10 protein-coding genes and 1 pseudogene are annotated in these 13,742 nt (G+C 61.2%); 4 read left to right on the forward strand and 7 right to left on the reverse strand.

Going from position 1 to position 13,742, the window contains the following annotated elements:
* Positions 1-152 precede the first annotated feature (152 nt).
* The 3 genes and pseudogenes from MLB1_RS13010 to MLB1_RS13020 all read right to left on the reverse strand — a co-directional run.
* Positions 153-566: pseudogene (locus MLB1_RS13010) on the reverse strand (arsenate reductase ArsC); the annotation flags it as partial.
* Positions 566-1,669: an ACR3 family arsenite efflux transporter gene (arsB, locus tag MLB1_RS13015; protein WP_371750616.1), complete on the reverse strand. Its 1,104-nt coding sequence runs from the start codon at positions 1,667-1,669 to the stop codon at positions 566-568. The pseudogene MLB1_RS13010 and the gene arsB, both read right to left, overlap by 1 nt.
* Positions 1,666-2,106, reverse strand: a complete 441-nt coding sequence (locus tag MLB1_RS13020) for an ArsI/CadI family heavy metal resistance metalloenzyme (protein WP_180750214.1) — start codon at positions 2,104-2,106, stop codon at positions 1,666-1,668. Before MLB1_RS13020 ends, arsB begins: the two co-directional genes overlap by 4 nt.
* A gap of 102 nt (positions 2,107-2,208) precedes the next feature.
* On the opposite strand from MLB1_RS13020, the gene MLB1_RS13025 reads away from it, so the two are divergent.
* Entirely contained in the window at positions 2,209-2,568 is a 360-nt protein-coding gene (locus MLB1_RS13025; RefSeq protein ID WP_180750215.1) for an Rv2640c family ArsR-like transcriptional regulator, read from the forward strand.
* 50 nt (positions 2,569-2,618) lie between these two features.
* On the opposite strand, the gene MLB1_RS13030 is transcribed toward MLB1_RS13025, so the two are convergent.
* On the reverse strand, positions 2,619-3,602 hold the full coding sequence (locus tag MLB1_RS13030) for an acyl-ACP desaturase (protein WP_180750216.1): 984 nt from the start codon (positions 3,600-3,602) through the stop codon (positions 2,619-2,621).
* Positions 3,603-4,042: 440 nt separating this feature from the next.
* Here MLB1_RS13030 and MLB1_RS13035 point away from each other — a divergent pair, with 440 nt between their 5' ends.
* Positions 4,043-4,402, forward strand: coding sequence for a DUF5994 family protein (locus MLB1_RS13035; RefSeq protein ID WP_180750384.1), 360 nt, complete (start codon positions 4,043-4,045; stop codon positions 4,400-4,402).
* 24 nt (positions 4,403-4,426) lie between these two features.
* On the opposite strand, the gene MLB1_RS13040 is transcribed toward MLB1_RS13035, so the two are convergent.
* From MLB1_RS13040 to MLB1_RS13050, 3 genes are read right to left on the reverse strand one after another with little or no spacing between them, the layout of a single operon-like run.
* Positions 4,427-5,914, reverse strand: a complete 1,488-nt coding sequence (locus MLB1_RS13040; RefSeq protein ID WP_180750217.1) for a glycoside hydrolase family 130 protein — start codon at positions 5,912-5,914, stop codon at positions 4,427-4,429.
* Positions 5,911-6,921 carry a glycosyltransferase gene (locus MLB1_RS13045; protein ID WP_180750218.1) on the reverse strand — a complete coding sequence of 337 codons (1,011 nt, stop codon included), beginning with the start codon at positions 6,919-6,921 and terminating at the stop codon, positions 5,911-5,913. Before MLB1_RS13045 ends, MLB1_RS13040 begins: the two co-directional genes overlap by 4 nt.
* Complete coding sequence (locus tag MLB1_RS13050; protein WP_255485841.1) at positions 6,918-8,015, reverse strand: glycosyltransferase; 1,098 nt, start codon at positions 8,013-8,015, stop codon at positions 6,918-6,920. The genes MLB1_RS13045 and MLB1_RS13050 overlap by 4 nt, the downstream gene beginning before the upstream one ends.
* Before the next feature lie 363 nt (positions 8,016-8,378).
* Here MLB1_RS13050 and MLB1_RS13055 point away from each other — a divergent pair, with 363 nt between their 5' ends.
* Together MLB1_RS13055 and MLB1_RS13060 are read left to right on the forward strand one after the other, a co-directional pair.
* Positions 8,379-9,464 carry a glycosyltransferase family 4 protein gene (locus tag MLB1_RS13055; protein WP_358149152.1) on the forward strand — a complete coding sequence of 362 codons (1,086 nt, stop codon included), beginning with the start codon at positions 8,379-8,381 and terminating at the stop codon, positions 9,462-9,464.
* Between the two features lie 142 nt (positions 9,465-9,606).
* Entirely contained in the window at positions 9,607-13,734 is a 4,128-nt protein-coding gene (locus MLB1_RS13060; RefSeq protein WP_180750220.1) for a bifunctional nitrate reductase/sulfite reductase flavoprotein subunit alpha, read from the forward strand.
* Positions 13,735-13,742: the final 8 nt, after the last annotated feature.

Genomic DNA, 13,742 nt, shown 5'->3' on the forward strand with positions numbered 1-13,742 from the left:
CCGGCGGAAATCCATCGCGTTTGATTAGGCGGCATTCGACAAGATCAGGAGCGTCGAGCGCAAGATGTCACCTTTGGACATCCGTCGGCGAACGCGAATTCCAGAAAGATGCGGCGTCGATGCATTCATTTGCTCTCGCCAGGAGAGCAGGTCTATTGGGTGACAGTGATGTTGAGTTCGGTGAGTAGGCTGCGTACCCGTTGTTCGATGTCGTCCCGGATAGGACGGATCGCCTCGATGGGCCGGCCGGCGGGGTCGGGCAGGTCCCAGTTCTCGTAACGCTTCCCGGGGAAGTACGGACAGGTGTCGCCGCAGCCCATGGTGACCACGACATCGGCGCCTTGCACGATCTCGTTGGTCCATGGCTTGGGGTACTCACCGGTGATATCGATGCCCACCTCGGCCATGACTTCGACGGCGGCAGGGTTGATTTCATTTCCGGGCTCCGAACCGCCCGACCACCCAACGGCCCGATTACCGGCCAAGTGCGCGAAAAATCCGAGGGCCATCTGCGAGCGGCCCGCGTTGTGGGTGCACAGAAAAAGCACGGTGGGCTTATCGTCAGTCATCGGGCCGCTTCCTCGCGCACGGTTTCGGGCGAATTCTGTTGTGGTACAGGCATAAATCGGCGTCGCAGCGCCAGAGACACATAGACGAGGGTAACCAGAACGGGCACTTCGATCAGGGGACCGACGACGCCGGCAAGGGCCTGGCCGGAGGTGGCACCCCAGGTGGCGATCGCGACGGCGATGGCCAGTTCGAAGTTGTTGCCGGCAGCGGTGAAGGCCAGCGTGGTGGTGCGCGGGTAGCCCAGCCTCAGGGCAGCGCCGAGCAGATACCCGCCGCCCCACATGATCGCGAAGTAGGCGAGCAGCGGCACCGCGATCCGGGCCACATCCCATGGTCGGGAGGTGATTTGGGCGCCTTGGAGGGAAAACAGGATCACGATGGTGAACAACAGCCCGTACAACGCCCAGGGACCGACGATCGGCAAGAACCGCGTCTCGTACCAAACGCGCCCCTTGGCTCGTTCACCGAGACGCCGGGACAAGTATCCGACTGCGAGCGGGATACCGAGGAAGATGAGCACAGATCTGGCGATCTGCCACGGCGAGATGTCGATAGCGGTTTGCGGCAGGTGCAGCCAACCGGGCAGCACCGAGAGATAGAACCAACCAAGCACCGCGAACATCACCACCTGAAATATCGAGTTCAAGGCGACGAGCACGGCAGCGGCTTCACGGTCACCACACGCAAGGTCGTTCCAGATGATCACCATGGCGATGCAGCGGGCCAAGCCGACGACGATCAGACCGGTGCGATATTCGGGCAGATCCGGTAACAGCAGCCATGCAAGACCGAACATCAACGCCGGGCCAAGCACCCAGTTCAAGGCCAGCGAGCCGATCAGTAGCTTGCGGTCGGCGGTGACGGCATCGAGGCGGTCGTAGCGCACCTTCGCCAAGACCGGATACATCATGACGAGCAGCCCGACCGCGATCGGCAGTGAGATCCCGTCAACCTGAACCTTTTCCAGCGCAGAGTTCAGTCCGGGTATCGAACGGCCCAGCAGCAGTCCGGTGATCATCGCCAACCCGATCCAAAGCGGTAAGAACCGGTCCAGCGTCGACAACCTCCCAACCGCAGCGGGGGTGGGTACTCGGTTCACCGTGCCTGGCAGCACGACGGGGCGTCCGCGGTGGCGGTTTGAGCGAGGAGCTCAGGACTCGTGCCGAAGGTCTCCGAATCGGCCAAAACCGTGTAGATTTCCCACTTCTCGTGATCGGGCGCGGTGACCCACACCTTGTCCTGCGTCGCGAAACAACACGTGGTGCCGATCTCTTCCTCGGTGAATATGCCGACCTCGGTCAAGCGGCCTATCTCAGCGTGCACCTGCTCGCTGGACTCGACCTGCACCCCCAGATGGTTGATCGTGCCGCCATGACCCGGGTTCTCCAACAGCACCAGCTTCAGCGGCGGGGAATCGATCGCGAAATTCGCGTACCCCGGCTTGCGTTTAGCCGGCTGCACACCAAAGAGCTTGGAGTAGAAGTCGATTGCCGCATCAAGATCGTCAACATTGAGAGCCAGCTGCACACGGGACACTGGGTCCACCTCCGGAACTAATGAGATATTCATCGAACTTGTCTGATGCGCTCAGTGTGCCACTTCTTTGACATATGTCAAACCATTCGGGATGCTGTAGCCATGCCCAAGACTCTTCCCGTGGTCGACACCACCGGTCCCGTGTGCTGCGCTCCCGTGGCGGCCGGCCCGATGAGTGACGAGCAGGCGCTAGAGGTCGCGTTGCGGCTCAAAGCGCTGGCCGATCCGGTGCGGGTCAAGATCATGTCCCAGCTGTTCGGCGCGCCCGAGGGGGAGATCATCAGCGGTGACCTCGCAGGCATCCTCGGACTCGCCGAATCAACCGTCAGTCACCACATGAACCAACTACGTAAGGCAGGGCTGGTCGAATCGGACCGCCGCGGCATGAACGTTTATCACCGACCGGTCCCGGATGCGCTCACGGCGCTGTGCACAGTTCTGGATCCCACCTGCTGCCAGTGAGGTTCGGTAGTCGAATCGATTAGACGCACAATAGATTCGGCATCCCGGAGCTAAACGAGGACTTTGGCGGCGTTGCGCTCGGCGCGCTTGGCCTGCCGCTCTAAGTACTTGGCCTTGACCTCTTCGAAATCACAGGAAGTCTTCTTGAGGTCGCCGACAATGCGGGCGAGGTCTTCGCGGTACCACTCGCCCTCACCGGTGATGTCGTCACGCTCGAAGATGCGCCACTTGCGCAGCACCGGCAGTACGACCTCGTCGAGGTGCGACTGCGGGTCGTAGACGCCACCGGTGGCGATGGTGACGGCATTGCGGCGGAATCCCGGAATGGTGTAGCCCGGCATCACGAAGTTATCGAGCACCTTGTGGACGGACCGCACGGCCTGGTTAGGGGCCATCTCCAGACCGGCCGCCACCATGTTGCGGTAGAAGATCATGTGCAAGTTCTCATCGGTCGAGATGCGCTTAAGCAGCTCGTCAGCGATCGGTTCATTGCAGGCGCGGCCGGTATTGCGGTGCGAGACGCGGGTAGCCAGCTCCTGGAAAGTCACATAGACGACCGAATCGAACAGCCCATCCGCGGACGCTACGTTTTGCCGGTTCTGGCCGGGGGAGAACCCACTGGTCATCTGCTCGACGCGGAGCTTCTCGAGCTCCAGCGGATCCACCGACCGGGTCACCACGAGATAGTCACGGATGGCGATGCCGTGACGGTTCTCCTCGGCGGTCCACCGGTTCACCCAGGTACCCCACGGCCCGTCCATGGTGAAATTCATGGCGATCTCGCGGTGATACGAGGGCAGATTGTCCTCGGTAAGCAGATTGGTGATCATCGCTACCCGGGCCAGCTCAGAGAGCTTCGACTGCTCCGGGTCCCAGTCCTGGCCCCCCAGCGCCTTGTAGTTCTTGCCATCGGACCACGGCACGTAATCGTGCGGGTTCCAATCCTTGGTAACCCCGAGATGACGATGGACATTCTCCTCGACCACGGGCTCGAGCTCATGGAGCAACTCGAGGTCGGTGAAGTCCTTCTGCATCGATATGTCCTCACATCGGGGAGCCAGACAGAAACCGCAACTAGCAGTACCCGTATCCAGCAGTTACAGAAATCTAGCATGTCAGAATCGCCTATGCGTGACTACAGGGATTGCTCGCCCAATTGAAAGCATTCCGTGACCGCCCATGGGTTCGACGGGCAAACCCTCCGATCGCCAAACCTAACCGGCCGATTGCCATTTCGATATCCAAACTCATTGGACACCAACCACTTACAAATCATGGCCGGCGGACCCACCAAAGGGGGGTATTGTCAGTGAAGTATCTATCGCCGTGTGGCACCTAGTTAGCGCCAACTGTTTTGGCTCATACGAATTCCGTTGTCTGAGTCCCACTGAGCAACAAGGGAGTACGTATGACACAACCTGAGTACCCCGGCCCGCCGATCCGCTTTACGTTAGGTCCGCGCAAGACCGGCAGGATGAACGGGGCGTGGTGGCCACAGGACGACGGACTGATTGCGCGGGAACTGTCGCCTTTGATCGACGAGCTGGCCGAACACATTGGCACGGTCAGCCAAGTATCGCTGAACTGGAAGGCAGGGTCGCCTCGGTCAAGCATGAGGTCAGCGGCCATGCCTCCACCCCTCGCGAACCGTTCGTTCCACTGGGTAGTCACGCTCCGGGGTGAGCATCGGACGATCCAGATGCTCATGGTGCCGGCGCGCACCAACCGCCTTCTCGCAAGGATGATCATGCGCCTGGCTGCGCAAATGCCTCTGCTCGACTCTCCTAAAGAGGACGAAGTCAGCGCGGCGCTCCGCATCATCATGGCGGCCTGACAGGCTAGCCTGCCATCACCAGGATCACGCCCTGAGGCTCTCCAGCAACGCGGGCAGATGGACGAAGGCGAACCGGACCGCAGAGTCGCTGCATCCGTAGGGCAGCACCAGAGTGTCTCGGTGAACCAGCGCGCCGCAGGAGTACACGACGTTGGGCACGTAGCCGTCGCGCTCGGTTTCGTTCGGCACCAACAATGGTTCGCGCAACGCGCCGACGACCGTGGCCGGGTCGTCGAGATCGAGCAGAATCGCGCCAATCCCGTAGGTCCGCATCGGGCCAACACCGTGAGTCAGCACCAACCAGCCATCCGCTGTTTCGATCGGTGGCCCGCAATTGCCGAGCTGGATAAGCTCCCACGGGCGGCTCGGACTGTAGATCGTGACCGGGTCGCTCCACACCAAAGCATCCGGTGAGCTGACGAGGCTGATGCTTTCGCGATCCCAGCGGGACAGCATGAGATAGGCGCCGTGTACCCGGCGGGGGAATAGTGCCATGCCTTTGTCCTTGGCTGCAGGACCGGTTAGTTGGGTGCTGTCGAAGGTGACGAAGTCGCGGGTATGCAGAAGCCTCGGTCCGACTTTGGAGCCGTCGAAGGCCGTATATGTCGCGTAGTAGCTGACGGTGCCATCGTCGTCCCGGAATTGAGTGAAGCGCGCATCTTCGACTCCGTGGCTCCCGTCGGGGCTTGTCGGAAAGATGACTCGCTCGGATACCGGGCGGTCGGGCGGAAACGTCAGCCGGTAGCTGCAGGAGGCAATCCACCGGATGTGTTCGATGATGGCGTCTGTACTACCGCGGGTGAGGCGATCACGGCCGACGGAGGCCAGCGCTTCCCCGAGGGCTGCCGAGTCGAACTCCTCTGGCAGCAGGCTGAGTACATGTGTGGCGGCCTCGGCGTCGCCGCGCTCGGCGAGTGCGGCATGCAGGAAGTTGCGCGATAGCGCCGCAGGGGAGTACCGACCGGCATCCGCGAAGTGCCCGGGTGCGTCGATGCGTACTGAATCGTTAGGCGCGAGAACGCCGGTTCGGAACTCGACGCTCGAAACATGTCCCTCGCCGATTGCGCGCAGGCTCATGATGAAGCGGCATTCGTCGGCCTCCAGACCTGACTGGTCGGGGTGCGCGACCATCGAAGGATTAAGCAGTGCCGCAGCTTCAATGGCGTATTCCTGGGTGAAACAGGCACCGATCAGCTGCTGGCGTTCGTGCGTCAGCGATGCTGTCTGAGGGAGACGATGTTTGACGAGAGCAAAATGCGCCGCAAACGTGGCGTCGAGCTCGCGGTGCCGCTCGCGGAACCGACTCACGATGTCGGCAAGGGTTGTCTGAGCTTCCTCCGGCGTCAGGCGCAGCACGCGGTCGATGATGACATCGGCGCGTGAAATACCTTGGGCCCGAATCTCTTGACCGGGGAGGAACAGCTTCGTCAGCACACGGCTTGCATCGGGATAGAGGACCTGCGAGCCACGTCGCACCGATTCGTCCAGTGCGGTCGTGGCGTGGCTCGTCATCGTCCCAACTGCCGGAGGCGGCGAGCTTGTTGGAGGGTGGAAATCAGGGCCAAGGTCGACTCAGCGCCCTGGTTCTCATTCCTGCCGTATCGCTCGAGTCCGTCGCAGCCGCCCCCACTGACGGGGTCCAACAGTGAGATATTGGTGTCGTTGACGCCGAGAAACCAAGCCTCGCAAAGCATCACGGCGTCGTACCACCGACGGTCACTAGTATCGTCGTAGGCACGAGCACAGGCGTCGGCCAAGCTTGATACCTCGATGGGCTGCTGATCGAATCCCGGTCGCGGTTCTCCGGTCGCCCATCCGCCCACCGGGGTCACCGAAAGATGGTCCCCTGAGGTCTCGATCGCGAGCAGCCAGCGCAACATCGCGAGCCCGTCAGCGTGGGTCCGCCCCAAGCCGAGCCCAGTGCCCACCGCCAGTAAGGCTTCCGCCAGCGCCGCGTTGGCGTAGTGCAGGCGTGGCTGTGGCCACCGCCAGTCGAATCGGCGGGTCGGCGCCCCAATCAGCGCACTGGCACTCTCGAGCAGGGCCCGGGCGCCTTTGTGGCGAGGGCGCGTACGCAACACTTCGGCCGCGCCCAGCGCCGCGAAAGCCATCGGCCTCGGCCACGGTGAGCGGCACGTGACACTGATATCAAAGTGCACCAACGCTTCCTCTGCCAGCTCCGGGATCTGGTTGGTCACCGAGCCCAGCGCCCAGATGGCACGGCCCCAATGATCGGCGAGGCTCGGATCGTCCTCCCAAACAAGGTCGACCGTTTGTCGGTTGCGGAACCGCCCATCCGGGCTCTGCGCACCCACGACGAAACTTAGGTACGTCCGTGCGAGTGCGCGCAGTCGCTCCGAGGGCTCGGGCTCGCGTCCTATGACAATGAGTGCACGCGACACATCGTCGAGGCAGTAGCCGTGATCAATGCGGGGCTCGGTGAACTTCGCGTGCTCGAAAATGCCGCACGTATCGCTGAGTCGGGCTAGGTGCGCATAGGAGATGGCGATGGTGCTCATGCCGACACCATGACGGAATCGGCATCATGTATTTCGGTGGCCAGCTCGCGATACTTTCGACCGACCGCAGGCCAAAAAAGTTCGGGAGCAATGCGATTAGCCTCTGCGCTCATGCGGGCCGCGAGTTGTGGCTCAGTGAGTACGCGGCGCAATGCGGAGGCTATCGCTGCGGGGTCTTGTCGATCGACCAATAGACCCGCGCCGGTTGACAGCAATTCCTGTGCATGTGGGAAGGCAGTTGATACCACCGGCTTGCCCGCCGCGACGGCTTCGATCAGTACGCCGGATGTCACCTGCTCGCGCGAGTCATAGGGGAGCAGGACAACATCTGCCTGACGAATCAACCGGCGTAGCTCTACGTGGTCAAGGTAACGAGCATCGAAGTGCACCGTGTTGGCGACGCCGCGACGGTGGGCACGCTCGATGAGACGGTTTCGGTAGGACTCGCCGTGCCGCTCCAGGACCCTGGGGTGGGTCTGGCCGACTACCTGGTACTGCGGTGCCGGTCGCAAGTTGGCGATCAGGGCCATCGCATCGATGGCCCATTCAATACCTTTGCCATCACCAAGGAGCCCCCAGGTCAAGATCACCGGGGTCCGCGTGATCGGCTGATGCTGGTATTCGGGCTGGGATCGGATGTTGGCCGCGCCGTGCGGTATTACCCGGATTTTCGCCGGGTCAACCGCGTAGTGATCTATGAGACGTTGGCGAGCCGTGCTTGTCATTGTGACGATCGCGGTGGTCGCATCCGCGAGCTTCTCCAGGATTGTCCGCTGGTGTGCGGTCGGGGTGACCAGCACGGTGTGGAATACGGAAATAGTCGGAACCCTCAGTGCCCGAACAGTTTCCAATACATCGGCCCCGTCCCTGCCGCCGAATATCCCGTACTCATGTTGGATAATCGCGACGTCGTGGCGATTGAGCACGACCGCGGCGGCCGCGGCACCGTTCCTGGCGCTGCGTACCCATTGATGCACGACGCCGGGCGGGAGTGTCTCGAAGACCGCATCGACCAGCGCGACAACTCCGACTGAAGGCGCCCTTTCGGTCGGAGCACGATCGAAATCACCTGGCGCAGAGACGCTATCGTCCATAGCGAGTGACTCGACCAGTGACCGGGTGAAGGTCGCCAAACCGCACTGAGTAGGGGGATAAGTACTCAAAACTCCGTAGGACAGAACTGACATGTGCCGGCCTTCCTGCTGCGGACAGCACGAATCGCGCCACCGCTTGCCGCCACTCAATTGGCTGTCCGTGCCGCGCTGAAGCGCTTGAGAATCCGCCCAGGCATCACGCGGGCAGACCGACCACCATAAATTGGGGTAGATCAGAAATTGTTGCTCCACAGAGTGAGCAACAGACGTCAGCGTAGCATTTTTTCGAGAAATGCGCTGGCAGAGAGACTGTAGAACCCGGAACTAAACCGAACTCATCACCGAGTCGCTTTCCCTGATACCGTGAATTTGGCACCCAACCTGTCGAAAATAATCCCTGTCGACAAGATCGCGCCGGAAATCGAGGATCTGGTGAAAATTGGCGTCATCGCGTCCGTGGCTCACCGTTTACCGCCGCTGAACTACGGGCCCTGGGAACAAATTGCGTCGACACTGACCGAGGGGTTTGTGGCCCATGGGCACGAAGTCACTTTGTTCGCCACCGCGGACTCAGCGACATCGGCGCGACTGGTCGGCACGGTGCCATCTGGGTATGAGGAATCCGCCGGAGTTGATGCAAAAGTCGCTGAGGCACTGCATAATTCGATCGTCTTCGAGCATGCCGGCGAGTTCGACATACTGGCCAATCACTTCGATTTCATGCCGCTGACCTACAGCCGCCTGGTGTCCGTCCCAGTGGTCACGACAATTCACGGCTTTTCATCGCCAAAAATCGTGCCGGTCTATCAAGCCTTCGACGATATTGCGCACTATGTAGCGATCAGTAATGCGAACAGACATCCGGATCTACATTATGAGTCGACGATTTATCACGGCGTAGACTTGTCAAGTTTTACGTTCAAACCTGCTGGAGGAAAATATCTACTATTTCTCGGCAGGATTCATCCCGAAAAGGGAACACATGTAGCGATCGAGGTGGCAAAACGCGCGGGCCTCCCGCTTATTATCGCGGGAATCATCCAGGACGAGGAATATTTTCGTGCCGCCGTTGAACCGCATATCACCGGCACCGAGGTGACATATGTCGGTCCGGTGGGACCCGCGAGACGTGATGAACTATTGGGTGGTGCGCGAGCGTTGCTTCACCTGATCAGTTTCTCCGAACCGTTCGGGCTATCGGTTGTCGAATCCCTCGCAACGGGCACTCCCGTTATCGCGACATCGTTGGGGTCGATGCCGGAGCTTGTCCGGCACGGCTCAACAGGATTTCTTGTTTCCGATATCGAGAGTGCCGTCACGGCAGTAGCGGATGTCGACAAGCTGGACCGCCGAGCATGCAGGGCCGATGTGAACGAGCGTTTCACCGCAGACCGATGTGTCGAGGAGTATCTGGCGCTCTTCGAAAGGATTTGTCAGCGGCGTTCCTAGGTCGGCAGGTACCAGCTGGGAGACGGTTGCAACGGGCCAATCCCAGTGCTGACATTCGCCTCGAAGGCATTGTGAGGGGAGTTTTCCTCGCCCTAACATCGCCCGAAACCCCCTGGAAACACTTGCTGACGACTGTTATGGCATGGCCGGCCCAAGCGACACGGGTAATTCCACGCGGACAGCGTGCTCGTACTGCGGTGTCGGCTGTGGCATCGAGGTTCACACGAAGCCGGGTCCCTCGGGCACGGTGATCGCTCGGGTGTCGGGGGACAAGCTTCATCCGACGAACTTCGGTCGGTTGTGCACGAAGGGCGCCACCCACGCCGAACTGATGGATGCCGTCGACGGGCGCATGACGAGCGCTTTGGTTCGTCCTTCGCCCGGTGCGGAGTTCGTAACGACGCCGGTGGATGCTGCGGTGACCGAGGCGGGTCAGAGGTTGCGGGCGATTCTCGACGAGCACGGGCCCGATTCGATTGCCTTGTATGTGTCGGGCCAGATGTCGATCGAAGCGCAGTATCTGGCGAACAAGCTGGCCAAGGGATTTGTTCGCACGATGCATATCGAGTCGAACTCGCGGCTCTGCATGGCCAGCGCCGGGACGGGCTATAAGCAGTCGCTGGGGTCCGATGGACCTCCTGGCTCGTACACCGATTTCGATTGTGCTGATGTGTTTTTCGTCATCGGCGCGAACATGGCCGATTGTCATCCGATCCTGTTTTTGCGGATGGCCGATCGGTTGAAGGCTGGCGCGAAGCTGATTGTCGTCGATCCACGCCGTACTGCGACCGCCGACAAGGCGGATCTGTTCTTGCAGATCAATCCTGGTACCGATCTGGCGCTCTTGAACGGGCTGCTGCATCTGCTGGTGGAGTCCGGTGCAATCGATGAGGAGTTCATCGCCGAGCACACCGAGGGCTGGGCGGCGATGCCGGAATTTCTGGCGGACTATCCACCTGACGCAGTGGCCGAGATCACCGGCATCCCCGAATCCGATATCCGTGCCGCGGCCAAGATGATTGGCGAGGCCGGCGAGTGGATGACCTGCTGGACGATGGGCCTGAACCAGAGCACGCACGGTACCTGGAACACCAACGCGATCTGCAATCTGCATTTGGCGACCGGCGCGATCTGCCGGCCGGGCAGTGGACCCATGTCGCTGACGGGTCAGCCCAACGCGATGGGCGGCCGCGAGATGGGTTACATGGGACCGGGCCTGCCCGGGCAAAGGTCAGTGGTCAGCGCCGATGACCGGGCGTTCGTGGAAGAGATGTGGGAGCTGGCTCCAGGATCCATCCGAACCGACGTGGGTCCGGGCACCGTCGCGATGTTCGAGCGCATGGCGGCAGGGGAGATCAAGGCCTGCTGGATCATCTGCACTAATCCTGTTGCGACAGTGCCAAATCGCGGAAACACCATCACCGGGCTAGAGACTGCCGAGCTTGTCATCACACAGGACACCTACGAAGCCACGGCGACGAATCGGTATGCGGATATTGTGCTGCCCGCTGCTTTGTGGGCTGAAGCCGATGCGGTGATGATCAACTCCGAACGCAATCTCACCTTGCTCCAGCAGTCCGTCGAGCCGATCGGCGAGGCACGGCCAGATTGGCAGCTGATCTGCCAGGTGGCCGCCGCGATGGGGTTCGGGGAGCACTTCACGTATGCCTCCAGTGAAGAGGTGTTCGATGAGATCAAGCAATTCTGGAATCCCAAGACCGGCTACGACCTTCGCGGCGCGAGCTACGCGCGGTTACGCCAGACCCCATTGCAGTGGCCCTGCCCTCCGGACGACACCGATGATCGACACCCGATCCGCTACCTCAACGACGGCATCAGCCAGAACCTTTTTGTCGACGAGAGCGGACAGCAACCGCGGCTCGCCTTCGCGACCCCGTCGCGCCGTGCGGTCTTTCACCCCCGCCCGCACATGGATGCTCGCGAACTGCCCGACGATGACTACCCGTTCATCCTGAATACCGGCCGCCTGCAACACCAATGGCACACGATGACCAAGACTGGACAAGTTGCCAAGCTCAACAAACTCAACAGTGACCCATTCGTTGAAGTGCATCCAGACGATGCCGCCGAACTAGGAATCGCCGACGGCCAGCCGATCGAATTGCAGTCACGACGGGGTAGGGCGGTGCTGCCCGCTGTCGTCACCGATCGTGTGCGACCCGGGAACTGCTTTGTGCCGTTCCATTGGAACGACGAGCACGGCGAATACCTAGCCATCAATGCCCTCACCAGCGATGCCGTTGACCCCGATTCGTTGCAGCCTGAGCTGAAGGTGTGCGCGGTGAGTATGCGTCCCACCAAGACTGTCCATGTACCTATTCGGACGGAGGCACCAGCTATGCACCCTGTCGCCGAGGCGATCGGCCTGACACCACAGCCAGCGCCATCACTTTCCGGCGATGAGCGGCTTTATCTCACAGGCTTTTTCGCAACTGTCGCCAGTGGTGCCGAAGGTGTCCCAGTTCTGCCACCAGCGGCACCGCTGAGTGCCCAGGTTCGGCTGTGGATCGACGGAGCACTGGCAGGGATGTACTCCCGTTCCGATGGAGCCACCATCGCGCCGACGGTCCCCGCAGTGGCTTCCGCTGTTGCACCTACGCCCCTGGTGCTGTGGGCATCACAGACCGGCAATGCCGAGGAATTCGCGGGTAAGCTTGCCGCACAGTTCGATACCTCCGGGACCCCTGCGAAAATCGTCAGCATGGACCAATGCACGCTAGATGATCTAGCCACGGTTCGTGATGTGCTGGTGGTAACCAGTACCTTCGGCGACGGCGGCCCGCCAGATAACGGTGCGGACTTCTGGGAACGACTCCACGGACCGCAGGCACCGGCGTTGCACGGAACGCGCTTCGCCGTACTGGGGATTGGGGACCGCGCCTACGACAACTTCTGCGGCCACGCCAAGTCCATCGACGAACGAATGGCAGCACTCGGCGCCAGCCGCCTGATGGATCGACTGGACTGTGAGATCTACGACGACGAGCCGCTAGCGCATTGGGCGCGACAGGTCACCACTCTGATCAAGGCACAGGAATCCAACACCGGCCAGCCCAACCCACAAGCCGTTGCCCCAATGACAGAGACGGTCGCTCCCACTTCACCGTCCAGTGCACCCGCCGTGACCACCGAGACGTTTACGCGCGCGAACCCCGTCACGGCGCGGCTATGCCGCAACATGGTCCTGACACCTCAATCCTCAACAAAAGAAGTGCGCCACTTCGGTTTCGATATCTCCGGACACGGCGTGACCTACGGTGTAGGCGACGCGCTCGGGGTCTATCCGACCAACAACGCCGAGGCCGTTGACGCATGGCTTGCCGCGACCGGCCTAGACGCAGAGGAGGTCGTCGAGGTCGACGGCACCGAACAGACATTTCGCCAGGCGTTGACCACGGCCTACGACATCGGCCGTATCACCCCGAATCTTCTGAGCTTCCTAGCCGACACAACCCAGGACACCGCAGCCGCTAAGGCTCTGCGCGCCGCGCGCGCCGACCTGAGTACCTGGGCATTCGGGCGCAACGGAGTCGACGTAGTGCACGACTTCCCCGTCCGGGCCGACGCCCAACAGTGGCAAGAAGTCCTGGTTCGCCTGACCCCACGTTCCTATTCGATATCCTCCAGCCCGCTGACCAGCCCAGATGAAGTGCAACTGACAGTTTCGGTGGTGCGCTACCAAGGGGCGAACGGGGCAGAACGTGGCGGCGTGTGCTCAACATTCCTCGCCGACCGAGCGGGTGAGTCACCCACGCCGGTCTTCCTGCAAAAATCTCCTCATTTCCGACCGCCAGAAGACTCGCGTACGCCGATGATCATGATCGGTCCCGGCACCGGTATCGCACCATTTCGCGGATTCCTGCATGAACGTCGCGCACTCGGCCACACCGGCCCCAACTGGCTGTTCTTCGGCGATCAGCATGCCGCGCAACATTTCTACTACCGTGACGACCTCACCGACATGGTCACCGACAAATTCCTCACCAAGCTTGAGCTCGCCTTCTCCCGCGATCAGAAGAAGCGGATCTACGTACAGCACAAGATGATCGACCGTGGCGCAGAGGTATGGGCTTGGCTACAGGACGGTGCTCATCTGTATGTCTGCGGTGACGCAAGCAAAATGGCCAAAGATGTCGACACCGCACTGACCACAATCATCGAAACCCACGGTCGGCTCTCACCTGAGCACGCCCGTGATTACAAACGCGAACTCGTCGCCAACAAGCGCTACCTCCGCGACGTCTACTGAAAGTTGCC

The sequence above is a fragment of the Mycobacteroides sp. LB1 genome, assembly GCF_013449725.1.
Classification (GTDB): Bacteria; Actinomycetota; Actinomycetes; order Mycobacteriales; family Mycobacteriaceae; genus Mycobacterium.